The organism is Paenibacillus cineris, assembly GCF_018333335.1.
GTDB lineage: Bacteria > Bacillota > Bacilli > Paenibacillales > Paenibacillaceae > Paenibacillus_AQ > Paenibacillus_AQ favisporus.
Genome location: NZ_BORU01000007.1, coordinates 1 through 23,556, shown reverse-complemented (window position 1 = coordinate 23,556; position 23,556 = coordinate 1). Strand labels below are relative to the sequence as shown.

Here is a 23,556-nt window from a genome sequence, read left to right as displayed (position 1 = left end):
CGCTACGCCTGCTGTGCAAGTTAGCATTAGCACCAAATTTTGTTACAATAGAGTATAGGATGCTGCATCGCTTCTTGCCATGGCATCCATGATCACCATAAGAAGGTGGTACGGTTCATGACTGAATTCGGCCAATTGCTTACGCTGCACCGGCACTTTCAGCAGCACCAGATCCACGGCATTCCCGTTCAGGTTCTCCGGCAGGGCGTACACGTGGACATTGGAACGATTACCTCATTCACCAAGCACTTCGTTGAAATTCAAGGTACGCTCTACAACCGGAATTTGTATACGTTTGTGTCGACTCCCGGATATTAAAGAGCATGCGCGAGAAGGGTTATATTTCCTGGAGCCAGGAAACATAACCCTCTCTTTGCATATACCTTCCCTTGCCTTATTCGATTTCAAACAGCTTGCTGATGGACAATTCCTCATGCACACGGATGATGGCTTCACCCATCAACGGAGCTACCGACAGAACTTTGATCTTCTTGCTCGGCTCCGGATGCATAATCGGAATCGTATCCGTCACGATGACTTCACTGAGCGGAGAATTCTCCAGGCGTTCCATCGCCGGGCCGGAGAAGACGGGATGCGTACAGCAAGCATACACTTCCTTGACGCCGCCTTCCATCAGGGCATTGGCCCCAAGCACGATCGTGCCAGCCGTGTCGATAATGTCATCGATCAAAATGGCCGTTTTGCCTTCGATATGACCGATGATGTTCATGACTTCACTTACGTTCGGTTCCGGACGGCGTTTATCAATGATGGCCAGCGGGGCATTCAGGAAATCAGCCAGTTTTCTGGCACGAACCACACCACCGTGGTCAGGAGACACAACAACCGGATTCTCGATTTGCTTGGAACGGAAATACTGGGCCAGAATCGGCACCCCAAGCAGATGATCAACCGGAATGTCGAAGAAGCCTTGAATCTGCATGGCATGCAGGTCCATCGTGATGACACGGTGGGCACCCGCCTTCTCAATCAGATTCGCAACCAGCTTAGCGGTAATCGGGTCACGGGAACGGGCCTTACGGTCTTGACGCGCATACCCATAATAAGGGATTACGACGTTAATGCTCTTCGCAGAAGCACGCTTCAGCGCATCGACCATGATCAGCAGTTCCATGAGATTGTCATTTACCGGACCGCATGTCGACTGCACGACATAAACGTGGCAGCCGCGAACGCTCTCCGATAATTTTACCTGAATCTCACCATCACTGAAGCTGGTCGTATGCGAATCCCCCATGGGGATGCCGATATAATCCGCAATTTGCTGTGCGAGCTTCGGATTGGAATTGCATGTAAATATTTTTAACTTCGAATCACAATAAGTCATAGAATTAAAACCCTCCGTGCTGGTTCATTGAAATTCTGGCCTGCCTCCATACCGCTTGAAACCATGTATCTCACACTCCCCGGTAAGACGGGGACGCTTTACGTTTAAACCTGCTGCTTGCTTTCCTTCTTGGCTTTGGCCTTGGAGCGAATTTTCTCGGCATACCCCGGTTTATTCTCCTGGCGTTTTCTGGCGATGGCCAGGTCATTTTCAGGAACCGATTGGGTAATCGTCGAGCCCGCTACTACGTAGGCTCCTTTGCCCACTTTCACCGGAGCCACCAGATTCACATTGCTGCCGATAAAAGCATCATCTTCAATTTCAGTCATAAACTTATTATACCCATCGTAGTTGACCGTTATCGCACCGCAGCCGACATTGACGTTCTTGCCTACCGTCGCGTCTCCGACATAGCTTAGATGCGAGACCTTGGAGCCGTTATCGATCGTTGCATTTTTCACTTCCACAAAATCGCCGATCTTGACGTCTTCCCCAAGTTTGGATTTCGGACGCAGATAAGCATACGGGCCTACCGATGTTCTAGAACCCACTTCTGCCTGGTCCAGCACCGAATGCTTGATCGTCACGCCGTCGCCGATGACGGAATCGCTGATATCGCTCTGCGGGCCGATCACGCAATCTTCACCGATAACCGTTTTTCCCTTCAGTACCGTGCCGGGATAGATCACGGAGTCGGCTCCAATGGTTACGTCGGCACCGATATACGTTGAAGCGGGATCAATGATCGTGACGCCGTTCAGCATATGACGGATATTAATGCGTTCCCGCATTAATCCTTCAGCCTCTGAAAGTGCACGGCGGTCATTAACGCCGATCGACTCAGCGTAGTCGTCGGTCACATAGCCGAGAACGGTTTCTCCCTCGCCTACAAGAATCCCGATCACGTCCGTTAAATAATATTCCTGCTGGACGTTGTTGTTCGTTACCTTCTCCAAAGCGGCAAACAATTTCGCATTATCAAAAACATAAGTGCCTGTATTGATTTCACGAACCGCATCCTCTTCCGGCGTGCAGTCCTTCTGTTCAACGATACGTAGTACGCTTCCGTCCTCGCTGCGGATCACGCGCCCGTAACCCTGCGGCTGGTCCGTATAGGCAACTAGTACGGTGGCGGCAGCGTTGTTGCTTTCATGCAGCTGCGTCAGTCCCTGCAGTGTCTCGGCCGTGACCAGCGGAGTATCGCCGCAGATGACAATGGTTGAGCCTTCTTCCGAGCCCAGTAAAGCTTTGGCCTGCTTCACCGCATGGCCTGTACCAAGCTGCTGCTCCTGCAGCACGTATTCAGCGGCCTCACCCAGATAAGATTGGACAGCCTCTGCCCCGTGGCCAACGATGACAATGCTCCGTTCGCAGTTCACCTGTTTGACGGTATCCACCACGTGCCCAACCATCGGTTTGCCACAGACGGGATGAAGCACTTTGTATAGTTTGGATTTCATTCGTTTTCCCTGCCCTGCGGCAAGAACAATCGCCATTCTTTTCAAGGATCTTGACCTCCTACTCTAGAACTCGCTCAATACTGAATATATCGTATTATAAGCAAAAAGAAAAGAGAGCCATAGTCCTGGCTCTCCTTTCCTTGAACCCCAATTGTAAACTTAAGCGCCTTCCTCGATCACTTCTTCTTCGCTGGCAGCGCGTTCATATTCCGCCAGGACGGCCGTTTGAATCTTCTCCCGGGTGCCGGAAGAGATTGGGTGGGCAATGTCGCGGAATTCTCCATCCGGAGTGCGTTTGCTCGGCATAGCAACGAACATTCCATTGTTTCCATCGATGACCCGAATGTCATGAACAACAAATTCGTTATCAATGGTAATGGATGCGATTGCTTTCATTCTCCCCTCGGAGTTAACGCGGCGGAGTCTGACATCCGTAATTTGCATGTGTGTGTTCACCACCTTTTTCCATCAGAGACTTGGTGTATAATTCCACACAGCATGCGCGAAATCCTCTTTTTTAAGTTAACAAAATGTCCTAAAATCAGGAATTTTTTTATAAGAATGTGAGTGTCGACAGACTTCGGAACTATTCGCCGATAAAATATTTTTATCGACAAAATCCGCAGGCCTCTTCAACGTTAAGACGGGTCAAAATAATTCCCCGGGCTCACAAATATTTCTTTCGTCTTTGGATCGACCGCCGTCAGTGTCGCCAGGGACACATAATCGTGCAGGAGCCGCTCCTCTGATTCCACCGCTCCCGACTCGACCAATACGCCTACGCCTGCGACTTCGGCATCAAATTCGGCCAGCAGATCTACCATGCCCTGGATGGTGCCGCCTGCCTTCATGAAATCGTCCACGATCAGGACGCGCGACTTTTCCTTCAGCGCCCGCCGCGAAAGGGACATCGTGTGGATGCTCTTATGCGATCCCGACACGTAATTGATGCTCACGGCAGATCCTTCCGTAACCTGGTGGTCCCGGCGCACGAGAACAACCGGCAGGTTCAGCTGGGCCCCGGTGGCATAAGCCAGCGGAATCCCTTTGGTCTCCACGGTCATGACCACGTCGAAGTCCTTGCCGGAGAATGCAGTGGCAAAAATCTTTCCCGCCTCGTTCATAAGAGATGGCTGTCCCAGTAAATCGGACATGTACAAATACCCGCCGGGCAGAATCCGGTCCTTCTGCTGAAGCTGGGAACAAAGATCGTTCGCAAACACCAGCGCCTGCTCCTTCGGCATTTTCGGAATATATTTCACGCCTCCGGCGGCCCCGGCCAGCGTCAGCAGGTCCCCGATGCCTTCCTCCTCAAACACTTCCTTGATAATAACCAAATCTTCGCTGATCGAAGACTTGGCGGCTCCGTATCTATCGGCAAATGTGGTGAGCGGGATCAATGTATGCGGTCTGGACAAAAGATACTGCGTCATCTCCACCAAACGCGCGCTTCGCTTTAATTTTTTCACGAAATACTCCTCGCTATCGCTGTATTCATCGGAATCTAAAGCAAAATCACCCAGAAAATCCGAATATTATAGTAAGAATATATCATTTTTGTACGGATTTGTACAACATGGTTGGCGAAGTTAGGTCAATAGGCGCACCGCATACACTTCTTTGCAAAAGCCCCGCAGCCCGTTATAGATTCGTGCCACCTTCGATTCCTTGTACACCAGGCCGAATACGGTCGGCCCGCTGCCCGACATCAAAGCACCGTCTGCGCCAAGACGCAGCATCCCTTCCTTCAGCTGCTGCACTTCGGGATGCAGCCTCAGCGTCACATCCTCCAGCACGTTCCCCAAGCGGCTGCATACGCCATGAAAGTCTCCCGCTTCGATCGCACGGATCATGCCTTGGGCCGATGGATGCTCCTTGACCTGCGCCGCTCTAAACTTGCCGTAGACCTCCGCGGTCGATACGTTAATCGGCGGTTTGGCCAAAATCACCCAGCACTGCAGCGGATTCGCCACAGGCGTCAGCTTTTCACCCCGCCCTGTCGCCAGTGCGGTACCTCCAGTCACGCAGAACGGAACGTCCGATCCGAGTTCCGCACCCAGCTTCTGCAGCTCCTCTACCGGAATGTTCAAATCCCACAGCCGGTTCAGACCACGCAGAGTGGCGGCGGCGTCGCTGCTTCCTCCGGCCAGACCTGCTGCTACGGGGATCTTCTTATCCAGATGGATATGCACACCGCTCTTGACGTCGTACCGGTCCTTAATCAGCCTTGCGGCCTGAAACGCCAAATTCTTCTCATCCAACGGTATGTATCCCGCCTGGCTTGAAATAATAATCGTATCCCGGGGCAAAGCCGACATCTCCAGCCGGTCCGCCAGGTCGACCATCGTCATAACCATTTCCACCTCATGGTACCCGTCTGGCCGTTTATGTAATACATCCAGCATCAAATTGATTTTGGCCGGTGCTTTTTCGTAAATTTTCAAGGCGTTCACCCACCCTCAAGATTCCCTCTATCTGGATTGACACAAGCCGCTTCGAATCCTTGGGCTCAATCCGAAACCTGGATTGCACCTCAAGCATTTTTTCTCTTGGGCTCAATCCAGACATCTGGAATGAACCTCAAGCATTTTTTTCTCTTGGGTTCAATCCAGAAATCTGCAACTTCAAATCATTATATCAAACTGAACCAGTCAAGTCATTTTCCGTTTACAGACAAAGGGCGGAGCGGACACAGCCTTTAATTCAAAAAACGGAGAACCTCCCGCTTGGGAGGCCTCCGCCGGCATTGCTGGTGTGAATCAGGATTTACGTGCGGCGGCCTGTTCGGCAAGCTGGATCGCTCTTTTTACCATGTTGCCCGCATCCTTGGCCTTAATACCTCCCCAGCCTTCCTGCTGGACAGTTTCGTAAAATCCCAAATCCTTAGCCAACTCATTCTTCAGCTCATCCGACATGACACTGCGGCGTCTGCGGCTCATGAACATCCTCCTTTGGTTCCATCGGAATTAGGCTGCTGCCATAAGTATTATCCCGCTCCCGGCCGCTCCTCATTCCATATCCCCCTGCCAACTAAAAACAGCCCTCCATCAGGAAGGCTGTTTTGTCATTAAAGTTACGCTTTCTCCAACTCGATCCGGGTGCCGGTATTATCATCGCAAATAATAACCTCCACGGATTCCGTAAGAATATCGGCATAGCTGTATGAAACACGTTTAAAGGTTTGATGCTCTTGATCCAATTTCACAATAAAAACAGATGGGTACGTTTCTTCCAAAACACCAGTACGCTCGACGGTCTTGCGACGACCACCGTTAGCCCGAAGCGAAATCTTCTGACCCACGTGAGCTTCGAGATTGCGTTTGATTTCCAACAGCGTATTTTTAGCCATTGTCGACGACCACCTCTTTCCTTGTCCATTATAACTCGAAAAGAGAGTTTTGTCAAATCAAAACAATAATTATATCAGCATCAATTTTATGTTGTCAACGAATTTTTTTGCGGAACCCCAGCTCATTTCTGCTTACACCCGGATAACAACAAAAAACCGCAATCCGCCGGCAGATTACGGTTCCTGCATTTCGTTATACTGTCAGGTCAAGAGCTTTGCATGGCATTTCCGGTCATGTTAAATGGCCGACGGCGTCACTTTAAGCTTGGTTAAGTCGTTCAGCCGGGGCAGGCCGATCCGGTAGCTCCCGCGGGTTTCAATGCCCCCGACGCCCTGCGTGCCGCTGATCGTATTGTGAAGCACATCCGTCATATTGATCGTATCTCTAACCGATGTAAACGACGCCTTGGCGGCAACATATACCGGATCCAGGGCATGAATCAAAATGCGCCCCGGGGAGCTGGCAAAGTTGGCTCCGGCCTGCAGCAGCGCCTCAAAGTGCGACTGGCATGCGCCGGCGATAATCGTCATCTGATCGTAATGGCGCTCAAACTGGCGCGCGACCTGAATCGCCCTGACGAAGTTTTGCGAGTTTTTATAGCTGTTCAAGCTGTACAAATCATGATTCTGGCGATGCTTCAGTACGCCGTCATGACCCGTGATCACCACGATATCCGGCCGGACCCGAGGCAGCAGCCGGTACAGGGCGTCCGCCATCCCGGCCTCATTCACATAATGGCCCTCGGCCGGAACCCGGAGCTGCTCATACAGGCTCAGGCTCTTTTTCAAATAATTCGGATCTCCATCCAGATGAAGCACCTTCCCGGGGACTTCGAAATAAGCCGGCTCAGCTGTTCCCCATTCCCCGCTTCCGCTCAAGGTGGCCTGATTCCGCTGGGTCTGCTCCTGACGGTGACGTTTCAGTAAACTGAGCGACTCGTTTGCTCTAATATTTGCTTTCTCGGTTTTTTCGCTTACCGGCGCATAAGGAACCCTTACCAGATCATCGAGCGGAGAATCCGCCAGAAGTCTGAACTCCGTTCCCTTAATCACCGCTTCGTCCCTGCGCAAATCCTCGACGCGGAACGCGATATCGCCGCCGTAGGATCTGCGCACGACCAGGTCTCCAATATTCATGAACATCACCCCTACCCCATGGTATGGGCGAATCCCCCTATTGGTTCATCTTTTGTTTAATTTAAGCCGATGCCTTCCTTCCGCAGCAGGTTGCTTAGCACGGCATATTCCTCAATGCTGAGCGTCTCGCCGCGGCGGGACGGGTCGATTCCAGCTGCCTGCAGCAGCTGATCCAGACGCTCCCGTCCCTCATTGGGGAAGAAGCGGCTCTTCAGATTGTTTGATATCGTCTTCCGCCGCTGAGCGAACGATGCTTGTACCACCTCGAAGAAATGCCGCTCATCGTCAACCACAACCGGCGGCTGTTCCCGCACTGCCAGACGGATCACGGCCGATTCAACGTTCGGCTGTGGAATGAATACCGTCTTCGGCACGATACACACCAGCTCCGGCACGCTGTAATACTGCACGGCAATGCTCAGGCTGCCGTAATCCTTCGTGCCCGGCCGGGCGGCCATCCGGTCTGCCACCTCCTTCTGGATCATCACGACGATGTTCTCCAGCGGGAGCCGCTCCTCCAGCAGCTTCATCAAGATCGGCGTCGTCACATAGTACGGAAGGTTGGCCACGACGCTGACTTTGGATACGCCGGCAAAATTGCTCTTAAACAACGCAGCGAGGTCCGTCTTCAGTACATCCCCATGATGTACCTTTACGCCGGGGTATGGGGCGAGAACCTCCTCGAGGATCGGAATCAGCCTCTGGTCGATCTCAACCGCCGTGACGGCCCCTGCCTGCTGGGCCAGCTTTTCGGTCAGGGCGCCGATACCAGGACCGATCTCCAGGGCACCCTTGGTGGAATCAAGTCCGGCCGCGTCCACGATTTTATTTAAAATATTTTGGTCGATCAAAAAATTTTGCCCCAGGCTCTTCTTGAATGAAAAGCCGTGGCGCTGGATGATTTCTTTGGTTCGCCTTGGTGTGGCGATGTCGTCCATGCCGTTCACGTTGTCCGGCCTCCTTCATCTTCGATACGGGCAAGCGCATCCGCAAATTCTTCGCGGGATATTTGAAATATGGCGAGTCGCTTATAAAATTGCTTGCCGTTGCAGTAGCCGATACCGAGGAGGTTGCCCATCGCCATCCGCCGGGCGGCGGCATCCGGATGCACCAGCAGCCCCGCCTCCATCAGGTCCTCCATGTCGATTTGGCTTTCCGCCCCCTCATAAGAGGTGTGAACCCGCTCCAAGGCTCTGCGGATCGCCGCAGGCGAGGCGTTCTCCACACCGATATCCCCCTTGCGGGTTGCATCGGCCTCCGGGATAAACGCATGCTTGCAGCCAGGCACCTTGGCCGAAATGATTTTGCGGATTCTTTCGCCGGCGTGATCCGGGTCCGTCAGCACAATGACCCCCCGCCGCTCCTGAGCCAGCGCGATCCGCTGGAGTATACGCGCATTGATGGCGGAGCCGCCCGTCTCGATCGTATCGGCATCCACCGCCCGCTTTACGGCCACGGTATCATCCCGGCCTTCCACCACAATGACTTCTTTAATCATGATTTCCTGTCTTCCTTTCGAGTACATTATACCCGTCAATGCCGCCGGACAGCCAAGTCCCTGCAAGTGGGCATAAACCGTGATGCCTGTTCAGGTACTTTGCGTGGTCCCGGTATAGACAAACTGCTGTAAATTAACAACAAAAAGAAGAGGAAAGCTCCTCTTCTTTAGCATGACATTTTCATGATCATAATACTATAACATTAGAATGGCAAAGTAAAACGAAATTAGTTCAGCTCCGGTTTGACCGGACCGATCACGTATACCTTAAGGCCGGATTTACGGCCAAAGTTGCGTGCCTGCTGGACGGAATCGTAGTATATATCGATTTTATTTCCTTTAATGGCTCCGCCTGTGTCTTCCGCACGACGGAAGCCAACGCCTTCAATGTAAACCCACCATCCCAAAGGAATGACGCTTGGATCAACCGCAATCGTGCGGCCTTCCGTGACGCGTGTTCCTGTGGCGGTGCGTGTGCCGACTCCGGACTCGCCAGACGAATAAGCGGTCATGGAGACTTTGATCAGCTTCTTGTAGGAAAAGTCAACGCCGGCCTTGCTGACCCGGTTGTTACTGCTGCTGCTGCTGCTGCTGACCTTCTTCACCTTGGCAGGGGTAGAAGAAGCTTTGGCAACGGCTGTTTTGACTTCGGTCACTACGGGAACAGGCTTTTTCTTCGTGCCGACGGCAATGACCTTATCCTTGGTCACCGTCTGCACTTTTTTGCCCACCATTTTCATGGACACCAGCTTGCCGTCTTTGTACTTCTTTTCGATGTACTGCACCATGACGCCAGGAGATCCCTGCTGAATCACCCGCGACTCGCCTTTGTAAATGCTGGGGTCGGAGGTTTTGACCACCCGGAAGGGGAGGGATTCATGACGCTGTATCACTTGTTTGTTCATCCGGACGATCCGGATGTCCGTGTTGGTGGAGACCGCCGTTTCGACAGCCGGAGTGACAATGTCTGTTTCCTTGACTTTGACGCCGGTTTCTTTCAGCACGTCGCCGACCGTTTTGGCCGTTGTATACAAATGCTTCGTTGCACCATCAGCCGTCACCTTCACAGGACTCGCGCGGTCGATCACGACCTTGTCGCCGTCGGATATAGCCCCGCTCAGCGGCATCGATATTTGGTCCTCGGGTTTCAGACTGATTTCCTGCTCATCCAGCATTTCTTGAAGTAAAGATGTATTGGTCTGTACAGATTTCATTTGACCGTCTACTACCAAATAAACTTGTTTTCGCGATTGACTGTACACGAGCAGCAAGATCATCAGGGTAACCGCGATTGAAACGATAGCTGCAGTGGAGATCTGGCGCAAATTCTCATGCTTCCATCGCAATGCGTAAGACATGCTGGAGATTTTTGAATCATGGGTCTTCTCTGGTTGGAAAACGCCCACTTTCTCGATCCTCCTTCATAGCCTCGCCGTCTAGAGTTATGCATGATTGTATTTGACGCGACTATACTCAATTTTTTACAAGAACCCACAGAAAGCATGCGTTCTTGCACCATGAACCAATCTCTCCATCATGATTTGTCACCTCCTGTTATACAACAGTATGATGACTGCCTCTCCTTTATTCAAAACAAAAGAAGCCGATAGAAAAGAGCTTACGAGGACTCTTTCGTGGCTTCCGGATGTCTGAATATCGGAATTGTCATGCACGAGGGTACCTCTCTTTATCCGCTTACGGGGTTAGCTGTCGGGTTCGGGCGAAAGAGAGCCGCCCTATTCGCGTCCTTACGCTCATGGCGTAAAGCCGTTCAATTCACCCCAGAGACCCAAGAAAGAAATCAAATACGATTGCGAGCACCGGACCGCTTCCGGTCTGTCATGCCCCGCTCCAGTATTGGTTCCCCCGTTCTCCCATGCGGGAGACTCAGCGAGACTGGTTCATGAAGCTGCGAAGGTAAGACCTTAACGACAGCTCAATGATTCACTGAAAAGATGATATCCTGTTTTGATGCATGTTGTAAAGCGGTAATCAACCACGTTTATTTGAAAAAGTGGTTAAAAAAATGTAATATTCGGCGTTTTGTTTGTTAAAATTCTTTAATCATTCGCTCATGCTCATTTTTTCGGCTGTTTTTCTCCCGATTTCATACAATTCCAAATCGTTCCAGCCCATTTTGGGTGGTAATCTGGGCAATTTCCTCCAGGTCAACCCCCTTAATCTGGGCTGCCGCTTCAGCGACCAGACGGACGTTTGCCGACTCGTTTCTCTTCCCTCGGAAAGGGTGTGGCGTGAGATAAGGAGAGTCCGTTTCGATGAGCAGCCTGTCCATCGGAACCTGAGCCAGAACCTCTTTGGGGACTCTGGCATTCTTGAACGTAATAGGTCCGCCAAACGAAAGATGGAAGCCCATATTCAGGCATAGCTTCGCGGTTTCCCAGCTCCCCGAGAACGAATGCATGACACCGCCGACCTCGCCGGCCTTCTCTTCCCGTAATATTTTCACAATATCCTCATGGGCGTCCCGGTTATGTATAACAATCGGCATGTTGAGCTCTCGGGCCAGTCCAATTTGCTGGCGGAGGACCCGGTGCTGCACGTCCTTTGGCGAGGTGTCCCAGTAGTAATCCAGACCAATTTCACCGATGGCCACCACCTTGGGGTGACTGCATAAGGATGCAATCCAATCCAGATCGCCTTCCTGCATAAAAACGGCGTCCTGCGGATGCCAGCCTATGGCCGCATATATAAAATCATACGTTTCCACCAGCTTCATCGTCGATGGAATCGTCTCCCGGTTAAAACCAACATTGATCATCCGGGTTACACCGGCTTGTACGGCATTGTCAATGACCCGCTCCCGGTCCTCGTCGAATTGTTGCGCATCCAGATGGGTATGCGTGTCGAACAGTTCCATGAATTTGAACTCCTTTCTTGTCGGTACCACAGGTTCCTATTCGTAATGTATTTTGTCATTAAAGCTTGAAAATGCGGGAAATCGAAGGAGAAAGATCGGTTATCGCCTTTTCCAGTTTATCTTCCGGATAATACAAGTGATATTTCCCGCGGTGAATGCCGCTGATGGACCGGACAATATCCGACACCTCGGATATTTCCCGCAGCTGCTCCTGGCGGTCGAGCAGCAGGATCTGTTTCTGGCTCGACTCGTCACCCGGACGAAATACATCGTAAGGAAGATCGGTCGGAAAATCAATCTCCAGATCATATTCCGGGTTCATTCCGGCTTGTCCAAACTCCCGGCGGATTTCATCGATCATTTCCAAATCGACGGAGTCCATTTCTACATATTTATACAGTTTGCGGTGCATAAATCGGGTGCACAGCTCGCTGAGTATGCGGTCGTCCTCATAGGACCACTGGAGGAAGGCCGTTTGAATCAGCGCCTCGTCCAGCTTCAGATAAGCTTGCACGTCCAGTTTGTCTTCAAAGAGCTGCGGCAGCGGCTCGACCATAAAGCCAAAAGGATAACCATCCTGGTACAGCTCCTTGGCCCGCCGGAAAATTTGGCGCAAAATAATTTCTGAACTGCGGGTTACCGGATGGAAGTAGACCTGCCAGTACATCTGGTACCTGGACATTAAATAATCCTCCACGGCATGCATCCCGGACTCTTTGACCACCACTCTGCCCTGGTAAGGACGGAGCATCCGTAAAATACGGTCAATATCAATCGTGCCGTAGTTCACCCCGGTGTAATAAGCATCCCGAAGCAGGTAATCCATCCGGTCGGCATCCAAGGGGCTCGAAACGAGGTTCACTACAATCGGTTTATCATAGGTCTTCGCGATGACGGCGGATACCTTGTCCGGGAAGTCCGGGGCAATCTCGCTCAGAATATCATTCACTTCCGTATCTCCGGTGACAATCCGGCGAGTCCAGTCTTCATGATTCATATGAAAGGCTTCTTCAATCGAATGGGAAAAGGGGCCGTGTCCCAGGTCGTGCAGCAGCGCCGCACACAGCGTCAGCAGCCTCTCTTCTTTTGGCCAATCCGGATATCCACTGCGCTCAAATTGCGAAATAATCCGCCGTGTAATCTCATATACCCCTAAAGAATGGGAGAAACGGCTGTGCTCCGCTCCATGAAACGTCAAATACGAGGTTCCAAGCTGCCGGATCCGCCGCAAGCGCTGAAATTCGGTCGTATTAATAAGCCTCCAAATCGTGGAGTCCTGGACGTGAATATAATTGTGAACCGGATCTTTAAAGACTTTTTCCTCACTTAGTGGGTTCATGTTCAGGTCAACTCCATTCATTTTGTGAAATTCGGGTTGTTAAGTGTTTTAATTTTGAAATATTTTTGACAATTGATGTCGATACATGTCGAAATAAGCAGAATTAAGGTTTTCCAAATCGACATTATACTACCAAGGCGATATAATTGGAAAAGAATCCTGATATGAGTGATTTCCTAGCTGTTATGCTATTTGTAAGGTTATTGAACCAAATTTACTGGTTGACTGTTTTGGGAATCGTTGGTATTATTGATATCATTAAAGAGAGAACGTTGTCGAATTATGACATTTTAAAACTATGGCGAGAGGAGCAATGATCAGTTATGATGAAATCAACTGGTATTGTAAGAAAGGTAGACGAACTGGGTCGGGTAGTTATCCCCATTGAACTGCGCCGTACCTTGGGCATTGGAGAGAAAGACGCACTTGAGATTTACGTGGACGGAGAACGTATTATGCTCAAGAAATACGAACCGGCCTGCATCTTCTGCGGCAATGCTGAGAATGTTACTTACTTCAAAGGAAAAATTGTTTGTCACGATTGCATATCAGAAATCCCAACACCTGTGACAAATTAAGATTTTTAGTATATAATAAGAGTAATTCAAATTGTTAATTCTAACCTTTTTCATATCTCCTTGGTGTCTCCTCGGCTTAGAACCCGGCCGTGGGAGGCATTTTTTTTGATTGTCGGCGGGATGACCGCTACAAGGAGAAGAGAAGCAGCCGCACGATGCATCCTAACTCCGGCTGCTTCCATTTTGCCACAAATTCCCTAACCTCGGAAAAACTTTCATCCCTATAAAAGGCGACTGTCTTTTCAAAAATGTGGTTTACCCACCAAATTACTCTCTTCTACCTATTGCTCCTTCACCACTGCATTTATTACAATAGCGCGTTATACACATCTCTTTTGGAAACACCACGGTCGGCGGCCGCCTTCTTCATGGCGTCTTTCCTTGGCAACCCTTCCCCTTCGTAATGCTCCACATGCTCTTCCACCGTCAGCTCCTGCCACCAAGCATTCCGCTGCTTCTGCTCCTCCTTCGGATCCGCGCCTTCCAGTACGAGGCAGTATTCGCCAAGCGGAGCATGCTCCTCCAGATACTCGAGGCATTCTTCAATGGTTCCCCTGACAAACTCCTCATATCGCTTGGTCAGTTCACGGGCGAGCACAATTCTCCGATTGCCGAGAATTTCAAGGATGGCCTTGAGTGTCTTCATTACCCGATGAGGCGATTCGTAAAACAGCAGCGTTCCGGATGCCGCCTGCAGCGGCTCCAGCACCGCTTGAATCTCTTTGCGTTCCCGGGGAAGAAAACCGATAAACGTAAAGCGCTCGGTCGGAAGTCCCGACACGATCAGGGAGGATAACGCAGCATTGGCACCCGGGACCGGAATAACGGGAATTCCTTGTTCCAACGCCAGCTGGACGAGGTCGGCCCCGGGGTCGGAAATCGCCGGCAGACCGGCATCGCTGACAAGAGCCAAATTTTTTCCTTCTATTATATAGCGTATTAATTCGGGTCCGCTTGCCGCCTTATTATGCTCATGATAGCTGAACAACATAGACGGGGAAATGTCGAAATGGGTGAGCAGCTTGCGCGTCTGCCTTGTATCCTCTGCGGCGATGATGTCACAGGCCTTTAGCGTGTTTACCGCCCGAAACGTCATGTCCTCCAAATTGCCGATGGGCGTGGCCACCAGGTATAACGAACCCGGCGCGCCCTCTTCTTTTTCCTGAAAACTGCTTTGTATGCTCAGACTCATTCTTTTCCCTCTTTAGCTCCATAATAAATATCCAGAATTTCGGGGCAGTAGCTGTTATTCTCATTATATACAATGAGTGGCGGCAGCAACCGCACCTCCGGCTTGCCTTCCCTCATTGCCTCGACCAGCACCATATTCGCCTCCAAGTGGGCCCTCGGATGAACAAAGCGAATCCGTTTCGGCTCCAGCCGATGCTGCCGCATCAGTGATATAATGTCTGCAAGCCGCTGCGGCTTATGAACCATGCTGACTTTCCCTCCGGGCTTGACCAATCTGAAGCAGGTCTGAATAACCTCTTCCAGGGTGCAGCTGATTTCATGGCGGGCGATCGCCTGGTGAGGATTCAGCTTGATATCGCTGCCGTTCAGCGCCATATAGGGCGGATTGACTGTAATGGCGTCATATACGCCGTGACCGGTCTCCTTGTGCAGCTCCCGCAAATCGCCTTCGCGGATGAGAACCCGGTCATTCAAGCCGTTCAGCTCCACGCTCCGCCGGGCCATGTCCGCCAGACGGGGCTGAATTTCAATACCTTCGATGGCCGCCGCAGTACGGGTGGTGAGCAGCATCGGAATGACACCGTTGCCCGTACACAGGTCGAGCACTCTCCCCTTGGCCGGAATTCCCGCGAAGCGTGCCAGAAGTACCGCATCCATGGAAAAGCTGAACACTTCGTCGCTTTGGATAATATGCAAATCATGCGTCAGCAGATCGTCGAGACGTTCCGTCGGCCGCAGGCTTACCTGTGATTTATCAATTTTCATTCTTCATTTTCCTTCTCTGCAGCATAGGGTAACCTTCCTTGGTACTTTACATAAAACCATTGTAAACCATAAAAACATTGAAAAAAAACCGTAGGGAGTTATCCTACGGCTTCATTTATTCAGAAAAGACAGGCAGAAAAGGCAATCGCCTTCTGTGCGCAAATGTCCATAATAGACGTTGCATATATGGAAACCTTCGTGATACAGCCTCGCGAGGTTGTCGTATCCTTCCCCCACCACGTCCTCGATCTCATGCTCCTGCTCTGCTGTGGCATGGGCCGGTTGTGGCAGCGGGGATCCTTCCTCCGGTATGGCTCCTTTTAATATTTTGCGCAGCTGCTCATTCTCCAGGCTCAGGCGGTTGTTTTCCTCCAGCAGCTCTTTGATGAGAAGCTTCATTTCACCCAGATCACTGTGAACCTGCTCCATTTGTGTTTCCATCTCTTGAATGTGTGCAAAAATATTTTTCTTTTCCAAGTTTCCACCCCGAAAGTAACCTCTACGGTTTACTTGATGACAACATCATCCAATGGCAGTTCCTTGACCTTGCTGATTTCAAACAGCTGGACATGGACGCTTCGGCTGCCGGCATTGATACCGACCACTTTGCCTTCTCCCAACGATGTGATGACGATTTTGCCTACTGATGGCAGCTCTTCCTTCACACTTTCATAATTATCATGCTCATATTTCAGACAGCACATGAGTCTTCCGCACAAGCCGGAAATTTTGGTCGGATTCAGCGACAAGCTCTGGTCTTTAGCCATCTTGATGGATACAGGCTCGAAATCGCCGAGCCAGGACGAACAGCAAAGGATGCGACCGCATGGGCCGATACCGCCCAGCATCTTGGCTTCGTCACGTACACCAATTTGTCTAAGCTCGATCCGAGTCCGGAAAATACCGGCCAGATCCTTGACGAGCTCGCGAAAATCCACTCTTCCCTCAGCCGTAAAATAAAATATTATTTTATTTCGGTCAAACGTAAATTCCACATCCACCAGCTTCATCTTGAGGCCGTGATCGCGGATTTTATTTAAACAGGTGGCAAAAGCATCCTTGGCGGCCTGCTTGTTCTCTTCCACAACCCGTGCGTCAGAATCACCGGCGATCCGGATGACCTTCTTCAGCGGGAGGACCACATCGGATTCCTGCACCTCTTTTTTTCCAACGACAACCTTGCCGTATTCGATACCGCGCGCCGTTTCGACGATAACGCTGTTATCCTTCTCAATCGGGAAATCGAGCGGATCGAAATAATAAATTTTGCCCGCCTTTTTAAAACGGACACCCACTACACTGTACAAAAACTAACCCCCTTATATGCCAGAGACCATTGGCTAGCCTTGAAGCTATCCTTCCAAACCGATTAAAAACTGTTCAAGACAGAGTTGGCTATTCACATTGTAGCGCAATTTTTTCCTGCATTCTGCGGCTAAATCCATATAGGAGACCCATTGTGCCGTGCTGCGGGTTAAAGCATGTGTAGACAAAAAGTCCAACTGATCTATGAAAACGATACTTTCGTGCTTACCGTACTGGACGTGAAGCATATCTTTGAACCACAAATGAAACAAATTAAGCAGTGTATCCAAGTGATCGGATAACCCGGCTTTGAACACCTTCTGCCCTGCGGTCACCAGAGCGGAGCTGCCGCGGCCTAGAGCTTCCTTCCCTAATTGTAACACTACGTTTCTAATTTCTGCAAACCAATTCTGCTCCATCAGCTCGCGGCATCCGTCCAGTCCCGACGATAGGTGAACGGCGCATCTGGCAAGCGGTGAAGGGTATCCTTCATCCACCAGCGTTTGCAGCATCAACCCGGGGCTGAGCGGGGTAAAAGGCACCAGCTGCGCGCGCGACTGAATCGTTGGGAGCAGAGCCTGTCCATTCTCCGTAATCAAAATCGCCACGGCCGGAATGGGCGGCTCCTCCAGAAACTTCAGCAGGCTGTTGGCCGCCTGCACGGTCATCGTATCAGCCTGGTCGATAATATATACCTTCGGATTCTTTGATTCCGAGCGATAGGAAAAGACCCGCTGTAAGTCGCGGATCTGGTCGATTTTGATAGACGATCCATCCGGAGCAAGGAGATGAAGATCGGGGTGATTGCCGTGTTCCACTTTGCGGCATTCGAGGCATTGTCCGCAGGCGTCGTCCTCAAGCGTAGTACAGAAGAGTGCTTGGGCAAACGTCCGGGCCGTCTTCATCTGCCCGCTCCCCGCTGGACCGCTGAATATATAAGCATGGCTGACGGCGTTTCGGCGAAGGGCGTTTTGCAGCATTTGCTTTGCCGCATCCTGACCCGCAATATCTGCAAAAGACATATTTCCTCTCTTCCCAATATCGATGGACCGGAAGACGGATCGCCTGGCCGGCGCATCGATGTTACAATACGGCATTCTATCTATACCTATAGTTTATCATGTACGATGGGCTTTACCTATTCCTATTTCTTCTAATCTGTCAGAACATCAAATTGATCAGCATACCGCGGATTTCCCCAATCCGCTGCAGCAGCTCGATTTTCCCCTGTTCGCTCTCCAGCATATCATCGGCCAGTCCCAAAAGGGCCGAGTCGATTTCATCAATCAGATTGTAGCGCTTGCCCCGGCCTCTGCGGTCCCAGCCACGAGCTTCCTTCATCCGGACTCCACGGCGGACCGTATCCTCCAGAAACCGTTTGACCAGCATACGGTAGGCCTTCAACTCGCGGATCGTCATCGATCTAGCAAGGCGGTCTCCCTGCATCTGAATCTCTTTAAACCGGCGGTCAAGCTCCTCCTGCGATACCTTCTCGCCGTGCTGCTGCATGATATCGGAAAACGATTTGGGCTGAATCTGCTTCGCATTGCCCTCGTTAATCTGCAAATCGCTCTTTAGGGGTCTGAACCCCGGATTAATCTTCAATGGATATCTCCTGCCTTAAAAATGTTCGAAACGGTCAACCGGCAGAACGAACACGGTAGCACCGCCGACTTGAACCTCTACGGGGAGCGGCAAATATGAATCGGTCGTACCGCTCATCGGGGTTACGGGAGTGACGAGCTGTTCCCGAACCTTACAGCTGCTGCGGATGACGTTCATCACGGCTTCAACCTGGCTGTCATCCACCCCGATCATAAATGTGGTGTTACCTGCCCGCAAGAACCCGCCGGTACTCGCCAGTTTCGTCGCCCGGAAGTTCGCCTTGACCAGACCTGCCGACAAACGGTTGCTGTCCTTATCCTGTACAATCGCAACGATCAGTTTCATCTTGCATTCCCTCCTCGCTTATTTAGACCTGCCCATCCATATAGATTGAACCAAAGTAAGATGTAATAATCTAATAAACTAACATTGATGTCCACATTTGCATCATTAATTTAGTTCATTCTATATAGCTGCAGGCTGCTACTGTACTTATTTGACAAAGATCCTCAAAAATCCTTTAAAATCGCTCCTGAAGCACACGGATGATATCCTGTTCCACGGCAGACTGCTCTTTGGAAGCATCAATGACGACGATGCGCTCCGGATAACGGGATGCGATGATATGATAACCTTCCCGTACCTTCTGATGAAAAGATAAACCTTCAAGATCCAGGCGGTTGACCTCGCGTCCCTGATTTGCCGCAATCCGCTGCAGTCCGGTTTCCGGCTCGATATCCAAATAAAAGGTGAGATCCGGCATCCGGTCATGAATGGCGAATTGATTAATGGCCCACACTTCATCCATGCCAAGTCCGCGGGCATATCCTTGATAAACCAGGCTGCTGTCGACGAATCGGTCGCAGATCACCGTGAGGCCTTTCTCCAGGGCAGGCTCCACCTTTTCAGCAAGGTGCTGTCTTCTTGAAGCAGCATACAGAAGCGCTTCGGTTCGGGCATCCATGGCCGTATGGGACGGATTCAATATAATTTCCCGAATCTTCTCGGCAATTTCAATACCTCCCGGCTCTCGGGTCATCATATAGGGGATGGCGAGCCGGTTAAAATATTCACCAATTTTTCCGATCACGGTTGTCTTCCCGGACCCTTCGCCTCCTTCCAGCGTAATAAATGCTCCTGGACCAGTCATAAATGGCTTCCCTGCTTTCTGTTTTTCTTATATACAATAATCGTTCGTAGATTCGGATCTGCCGCCCCCTGGCACTTCGCTCCCGCATTGGACAGGACGCGAAGCCTTGCTGCCGTATCCTCGGTGATCCGCTCTCCCGGATACAGTAACGGGATTCCCGGAGGATACGGAATAATCATTTCTGCGGCGGTTCTGTCCGCGCACTCCCGAAGAGAGACCGTTTCGGTATCTTCAGCAGGTATGGGCTGCAGGCCGAATGGAATAGGCTCTGAGACGGTGGCCTGGGCTAAAATGTTCCACGTGGAAAATTCGGCAGGGCTGCCTTGCGTCTTGGGCAGGCTGGACGCTCCCGTTAGACTTGAATCTTTTTCCGCCTCCGTCTGAACGGAATGGCGGCTTTCAGCTGCCGGTGAGGCATCTGCTGAGTTCTGGGCGTCCGCCTTCTCTACAGTTATATGCCGGAGGGCATCCAGAAGGTGACGGGTGTCTTCCTCGGTGGACCCCAAGCTATATACCAAGACCACGTATCGGTCATCGCTCATCTCCGGTACGCAGCCATACGCCTCAAGCCGCTCCTGCAGCTCATATCCGCTCAGGACGCCGGTGTCGTCATACATGACGACCTTGAAGGGGTCCTGCGTGGTGTATGCGGCTGCCCGAGGGCGGATGGCCGCCTGCGCTGTGCTGCCCACCGATGCTGCGCCGGCGGCGTCTTGGGGCTGCTGCCCCTGCGGGCGCAGCAGCTTGAAGCGCGGCAGCTCCGCCAGGCCGCGCACCAGAGCGTCCACGGCGGCGAGCCCCGCCGTGAAGGCGCTGGCGCCCTGCACATGCAGCAGGCGCCGGGCCAGGTCCAGCGAGCCCATAATCGGGTACGATGGGCTCGAGCTCTGCACCATGGCGAGCCGCTGGCGGAGCAGGCCGCGGTCGATCCGCGGCCCTTGGACGTGCAGCATGGCTCCCATGGTGAGCGCGGCCAGCATTTTGTGCGTCGACTGTACGACGCCGTCTGCTCCGCTGGCCAAGGCACTTCCGGGCAGCCGCGGATGCTGCCCGTAATGGGCGCCGTGCGCCTCGTCCACCAGCAGCGGTACCCCGTGCTGGTGGCACGCCTTCGCAAGCGGCGCCAAGTCGCTGCCCATGCCGTAATAGTTCGGCATGGTGACCAGCACGCCATTGGCCTGCGGATAGGCGGCCAGGGCGGCGGTGACGGTCGCTGCGGACGGGGCTACTGCCAGTCCGCTGACCGGATCGGGCTCCGGCTGGATAAAGACCGCCTTCGCCCCCGCCAGCATCAGTCCATGGATCACCGATTTATGGACATTCCGCTGGACGATCAGCAGATCGCCCGGCTTGCTGCAGACCGTCAGAATCAGCGCTATATTTCCGGATGTGCTCCCGCCGACCAGGAAGAAGCTCTCCTCGGCTCCAAAACAATCCGCCGCCAGCGCTTGCGCCTCCCGGATCACGCCCTCCGGGTGATGCAGATCGTCTGTCCCTGTGATTTCAGTCAAATCCGCCTGCAGCACATCCTGCAGAAAACCGGCTCCCCCGGATTCGGTATAGGCCTGTCCTTTTTTATGTCCGGGTACATGAAATGAAGAATAGGCTTTATCTTTCATCTCCTGCATCATCTCGTATACAGGTGCACGTTCCTTGTTCACATGTTGCTTTTTCATCCCCAGCCATAATCCCTTCCGGTTTCAATCTCTACCCTATTTTATCGCATATTGAATCATCCGGCTAACGGTCACCGTATAATGTCACTAGAAATAGTGGGTCATTTACTTAGATAAATGCACAATTTACGCAACCGCTTGAAAAGAAACGTCTACCAACGTACATTCGTGGTAGCCAGACCAGATGTATCAGCAGTTTCTATTGCGAACCAGGGGCGGCTGAGTCACCGCGGCTTTTACGTGCTTATAACCTTTTTCTATGCAAAAAAGGGACAGCTTCCCGCTGTCCCCCTGTACAAAATACCTGCTTACGCGTTGGTCTGTAAATTGATTTGTCTCATCTGATGGATAAAATAATGGTATTTGGCGTCTTCGGCATTTGTATGCACCATTTCACATTCGCACTCTTCGCAAATAAATTGTGATATAATGGTGATTCCTTCTTCTTTGACTTGCCCGCAAATAATACAGACGTGTTCGGTTTGATTTTCCATCAACCATCCCACCTTATTTCATTAATTACTATCAAGTATGACTCATTTTCTATTATTTTAAACCTTTTCATAGCGGTTTCATATCCCCCTTTGATTCCTTACATACATATTCCCCGCAATCCCCGCGAGTGTCTGTACAGGAATTTTAAAAAAAGTCTTTCAATCAGCCGATATATGAATTAAAGACCTCTAGGAGGTGGAGCGTTCTCCATGCCGGATGAGAATCACGTTAATGCAACCTTTTACCACTATAAATTAATCAAAAAAATACCGGTTTCCCGGCTGCTCGTGCGCCTATATCTGCTTCTTCCCTACATAGCTGTGATTTCATTCATGATCCTCATTTCCTGGACCAGCTGCTTCTATTTTGTTCTCGCCGCACCGGTTATGCTGTGGATTCATTATGTTATCTCCCGATCGGTTCTGCTGTTATCAGGAACACCGTTTCGAAAACGATGGAAATTTTCGCTGCGGCTGCCATGGCTCGGGTATATCACCGATCAACATATCAGCTACCGTCTGTTCCGGAGAGTCTATATCTATATCACTGGATTTGGCCTGCTCCTGCTGGCTGTGATCTTGTTTTGGTCACCGGTTCCCTTCACACTGTCCTTGCTGTTCTGGCATCTCTGGTTCCTGCTTCCGCAATATTATGCTTTTCTTCGTTTATTGAAGCAGCGTAAAGACGGTATGATTAAACTGAACGCACAGGACATCTCCTATTATCAGCAGTAGCCACTCGTCATCATTATGATGAACTTGAAGGCCCCTCTGTGTAAGAGGGGCCTTTGGCTTGCATGCATAATTAAAAAACCCGCATCCTTGGATGCAGGTCACTATAAATCGGTATCCACACTTTCAACTGTCGCCTTACCCTTAGTTAAAACGGTCACCGTAAAATAATCTTTATGAATGGTTAAGTTAATTACCCGGCTCTGCTTCTCAAAAACGTGCGAGTTCCCTTCGGCCTCCTCCGTTTTTTCCTTCCAGCCCCACTCTTTAATCTTATTCAAGTAAGCTTCCGGAATCTGTTCATCTTCTTTGAGGCCTTTCATCGAGTAGCGTACATAGTCTAATTTAGAATTACCGGATGTCCGATCAGTACGGTTCGCTTCCTTCGGCACCGGAAAGGTTTTATCGTTCGCAGCTCCTTCAAAGGATGTCCACGAGGGCTCACTTTTCATGCAGCCGGTAAGCAGCAAACAGACGACTCCAAACACAAGAAGAGCATGCAGCCACGGTCTATTGAGCATGTATGTCCTCCTTATATCGCAAAAGTAATAATTATTCAGTTTTCTTAGGCACCCCCAAACATGTACATACATATTATACTGACTACTTCTGCCCTGTCGGTAACAAAAATGTTACTTCGTTTGGAGAGTATACAAACCTTATGCATGATAGCGAATAGGCAGCTGCGGTGTCTCGATCTTTTTTAATGACAAAAGATTCATAAACCCATATCATGTCCATCCCGATCCTATGTTCTCAAGACTTCCCTAACGGCCAATTTTATCATGCTGTCTAGTCTACAGGATGTATTCCATGAATAAAAAATTCAATCCTTCTTGTTAATGAATACGATAGGATCTGTATTTCATAACCCATTTTCTCTCATACACACAATTAAAAACAAAAAAACCACCGTTGATATTCATCAACAGTGGTCCTTCGCTTGGCAACGTCCTACTCTCCCAGGACCCTTCGGTCCAAGTACCATCGGCGCTGGAGGGCTTAACGGTCGTGTTCGGGATGGGTACGCGTGGAACCCCTCCGCTATCGC

Annotated in this window: 27 protein-coding genes, 1 rRNA gene and 1 riboswitch; of the genes, 3 read left to right on the top strand and 25 right to left on the bottom strand. The window is 51.0% G+C overall.

Features of this window, described 5'->3' with window-relative positions:
• Positions 1-117: 117 nt before the first annotated feature.
• A complete protein-coding gene (locus KI379_RS32730; protein ID WP_076176662.1) occupies positions 118-318 on the top strand; it encodes a hypothetical protein in 201 nt (66 codons plus the stop codon).
• Between the two features lie 76 nt (positions 319-394).
• Here KI379_RS32730 and KI379_RS32725 read toward each other — a convergent pair whose 3' ends face one another.
• The 13 genes from KI379_RS32725 to KI379_RS32665 all read right to left on the bottom strand — a co-directional run bounded on the left by KI379_RS32725 (position 395) and on the right by KI379_RS32665 (position 13,009).
• Positions 395-1,348 carry a ribose-phosphate diphosphokinase gene (locus KI379_RS32725; protein WP_076176661.1) on the bottom strand — a complete coding sequence of 318 codons (954 nt, stop codon included), beginning with the start codon at positions 1,346-1,348 and terminating at the stop codon, positions 395-397.
• Positions 1,349-1,452: 104 nt separating this feature from the next.
• Positions 1,453-2,844 (bottom strand): bifunctional UDP-N-acetylglucosamine diphosphorylase/glucosamine-1-phosphate N-acetyltransferase GlmU, encoded by a 1,392-nt coding sequence (glmU, locus tag KI379_RS32720; protein WP_163883102.1) that lies wholly within the window; start codon positions 2,842-2,844, stop codon positions 1,453-1,455.
• A gap of 123 nt (positions 2,845-2,967) precedes the next feature.
• Positions 2,968-3,252 carry a septation regulator SpoVG gene (gene spoVG, locus KI379_RS32715; protein WP_076176659.1) on the bottom strand — a complete coding sequence of 95 codons (285 nt, stop codon included), beginning with the start codon at positions 3,250-3,252 and terminating at the stop codon, positions 2,968-2,970.
• A gap of 194 nt (positions 3,253-3,446) precedes the next feature.
• A complete protein-coding gene (gene purR, locus KI379_RS32710) occupies positions 3,447-4,277 on the bottom strand; it encodes a pur operon repressor (RefSeq protein WP_212986134.1) in 831 nt (276 codons plus the stop codon).
• Positions 4,278-4,397: 120 nt separating this feature from the next.
• Positions 4,398-5,252, bottom strand: a complete 855-nt coding sequence (gene ispE, locus KI379_RS32705) for a 4-(cytidine 5'-diphospho)-2-C-methyl-D-erythritol kinase (protein WP_212986133.1) — start codon at positions 5,250-5,252, stop codon at positions 4,398-4,400.
• Between the two features lie 315 nt (positions 5,253-5,567).
• The gene (locus KI379_RS32700; protein ID WP_076176656.1) at positions 5,568-5,747 is read right to left on the bottom strand and encodes a small, acid-soluble spore protein, alpha/beta type; all 180 of its coding nucleotides are present in this window, start codon (positions 5,745-5,747) and stop codon (positions 5,568-5,570) included.
• A 134-nt stretch (positions 5,748-5,881) separates the two neighbouring features.
• Positions 5,882-6,157, bottom strand: a complete 276-nt coding sequence (gene veg, locus KI379_RS32695) for a biofilm formation stimulator Veg (protein WP_076176655.1) — start codon at positions 6,155-6,157, stop codon at positions 5,882-5,884.
• Positions 6,158-6,394: 237 nt separating this feature from the next.
• Complete coding sequence (gene yabG, locus KI379_RS32690) at positions 6,395-7,294, bottom strand: sporulation peptidase YabG (protein ID WP_076176699.1); 900 nt, start codon at positions 7,292-7,294, stop codon at positions 6,395-6,397.
• Between the two features lie 56 nt (positions 7,295-7,350).
• A complete protein-coding gene (gene rsmA / locus KI379_RS32685; protein ID WP_076176654.1) occupies positions 7,351-8,241 on the bottom strand; it encodes a 16S rRNA (adenine(1518)-N(6)/adenine(1519)-N(6))-dimethyltransferase RsmA in 891 nt (296 codons plus the stop codon).
• Positions 8,238-8,792 (bottom strand): ribonuclease M5, encoded by a 555-nt coding sequence (gene rnmV, locus KI379_RS32680; protein ID WP_076176653.1) that lies wholly within the window; start codon positions 8,790-8,792, stop codon positions 8,238-8,240. Before rnmV ends, rsmA begins: the two co-directional genes overlap by 4 nt.
• Positions 8,793-9,019: 227 nt before the next feature.
• Positions 9,020-10,198 carry a 3D domain-containing protein gene (locus KI379_RS32675; protein ID WP_212986132.1) on the bottom strand — a complete coding sequence of 393 codons (1,179 nt, stop codon included), beginning with the start codon at positions 10,196-10,198 and terminating at the stop codon, positions 9,020-9,022.
• Positions 10,199-10,468: 270 nt separating this feature from the next.
• Positions 10,469-10,695, bottom strand: a riboswitch (cyclic di-AMP (ydaO/yuaA leader).
• A gap of 204 nt (positions 10,696-10,899) precedes the next feature.
• Positions 10,900-11,670 (bottom strand): TatD family hydrolase, encoded by a 771-nt coding sequence (locus KI379_RS32670; RefSeq protein WP_212986131.1) that lies wholly within the window; start codon positions 11,668-11,670, stop codon positions 10,900-10,902.
• A 58-nt stretch (positions 11,671-11,728) separates the two neighbouring features.
• On the bottom strand, positions 11,729-13,009 hold the full coding sequence (locus tag KI379_RS32665) for an HD domain-containing protein (RefSeq protein WP_089549468.1): 1,281 nt from the start codon (positions 13,007-13,009) through the stop codon (positions 11,729-11,731).
• A gap of 323 nt (positions 13,010-13,332) precedes the next feature.
• On the opposite strand from KI379_RS32665, the gene KI379_RS32660 reads away from it, so the two are divergent.
• Positions 13,333-13,587, top strand: a complete 255-nt coding sequence (locus tag KI379_RS32660) for an AbrB/MazE/SpoVT family DNA-binding domain-containing protein (protein WP_036712714.1) — start codon at positions 13,333-13,335, stop codon at positions 13,585-13,587.
• Positions 13,588-13,894: 307 nt separating this feature from the next.
• Here KI379_RS32660 and rsmI read toward each other — a convergent pair whose 3' ends face one another.
• The 10 genes from rsmI to KI379_RS32610 all read right to left on the bottom strand — a co-directional run bounded on the left by rsmI (position 13,895) and on the right by KI379_RS32610 (position 21,773).
• Positions 13,895-14,779 (bottom strand): 16S rRNA (cytidine(1402)-2'-O)-methyltransferase, encoded by an 885-nt coding sequence (gene rsmI, locus KI379_RS32655; protein ID WP_089549469.1) that lies wholly within the window; start codon positions 14,777-14,779, stop codon positions 13,895-13,897.
• On the bottom strand, positions 14,776-15,543 hold the full coding sequence (locus KI379_RS32650) for a tRNA1(Val) (adenine(37)-N6)-methyltransferase (RefSeq protein WP_089549470.1): 768 nt from the start codon (positions 15,541-15,543) through the stop codon (positions 14,776-14,778). The genes rsmI and KI379_RS32650 overlap by 4 nt, the downstream gene beginning before the upstream one ends.
• Positions 15,544-15,654: 111 nt before the next feature.
• Positions 15,655-16,020, bottom strand: a complete 366-nt coding sequence (yabA, locus tag KI379_RS32645) for a DNA replication initiation control protein YabA (RefSeq protein WP_076176647.1) — start codon at positions 16,018-16,020, stop codon at positions 15,655-15,657.
• Positions 16,021-16,049: 29 nt separating this feature from the next.
• Complete coding sequence (locus KI379_RS32640; protein WP_076176646.1) at positions 16,050-16,850, bottom strand: PSP1 domain-containing protein; 801 nt, start codon at positions 16,848-16,850, stop codon at positions 16,050-16,052.
• A gap of 45 nt (positions 16,851-16,895) precedes the next feature.
• On the bottom strand, positions 16,896-17,870 hold the full coding sequence (gene holB / locus KI379_RS32635) for a DNA polymerase III subunit delta' (RefSeq protein WP_212986130.1): 975 nt from the start codon (positions 17,868-17,870) through the stop codon (positions 16,896-16,898).
• 139 nt (positions 17,871-18,009) lie between these two features.
• Positions 18,010-18,453, bottom strand: coding sequence for a YaaR family protein (locus tag KI379_RS32630; protein WP_076176644.1), 444 nt, complete (start codon positions 18,451-18,453; stop codon positions 18,010-18,012).
• A 15-nt stretch (positions 18,454-18,468) separates the two neighbouring features.
• Positions 18,469-18,798, bottom strand: a complete 330-nt coding sequence (locus KI379_RS32625; protein WP_036712689.1) for a cyclic-di-AMP receptor — start codon at positions 18,796-18,798, stop codon at positions 18,469-18,471.
• A 175-nt stretch (positions 18,799-18,973) separates the two neighbouring features.
• On the bottom strand, positions 18,974-19,603 hold the full coding sequence (gene tmk / locus KI379_RS32620; RefSeq protein WP_076176643.1) for a dTMP kinase: 630 nt from the start codon (positions 19,601-19,603) through the stop codon (positions 18,974-18,976).
• The gene (locus KI379_RS32615; RefSeq protein WP_212986129.1) at positions 19,600-21,279 is read right to left on the bottom strand and encodes an aminotransferase class I/II-fold pyridoxal phosphate-dependent enzyme; all 1,680 of its coding nucleotides are present in this window, start codon (positions 21,277-21,279) and stop codon (positions 19,600-19,602) included. The genes tmk and KI379_RS32615 overlap by 4 nt, the downstream gene beginning before the upstream one ends.
• A gap of 308 nt (positions 21,280-21,587) precedes the next feature.
• Complete coding sequence (locus KI379_RS32610; protein WP_076176641.1) at positions 21,588-21,773, bottom strand: sigma factor G inhibitor Gin; 186 nt, start codon at positions 21,771-21,773, stop codon at positions 21,588-21,590.
• 210 nt (positions 21,774-21,983) lie between these two features.
• On the opposite strand from KI379_RS32610, the gene KI379_RS32605 reads away from it, so the two are divergent.
• Positions 21,984-22,508 (top strand): hypothetical protein, encoded by a 525-nt coding sequence (locus KI379_RS32605; protein ID WP_089549473.1) that lies wholly within the window; start codon positions 21,984-21,986, stop codon positions 22,506-22,508.
• A 101-nt stretch (positions 22,509-22,609) separates the two neighbouring features.
• Here the strand turns inward: KI379_RS32605 and KI379_RS32600 are convergent, their stop codons facing one another.
• Positions 22,610-23,026 carry a hypothetical protein gene (locus KI379_RS32600; RefSeq protein ID WP_076176639.1) on the bottom strand — a complete coding sequence of 139 codons (417 nt, stop codon included), beginning with the start codon at positions 23,024-23,026 and terminating at the stop codon, positions 22,610-22,612.
• 420 nt (positions 23,027-23,446) lie between these two features.
• Positions 23,447-23,556, bottom strand: a 5S ribosomal RNA gene (gene rrf, locus KI379_RS32595); the annotation flags it as partial.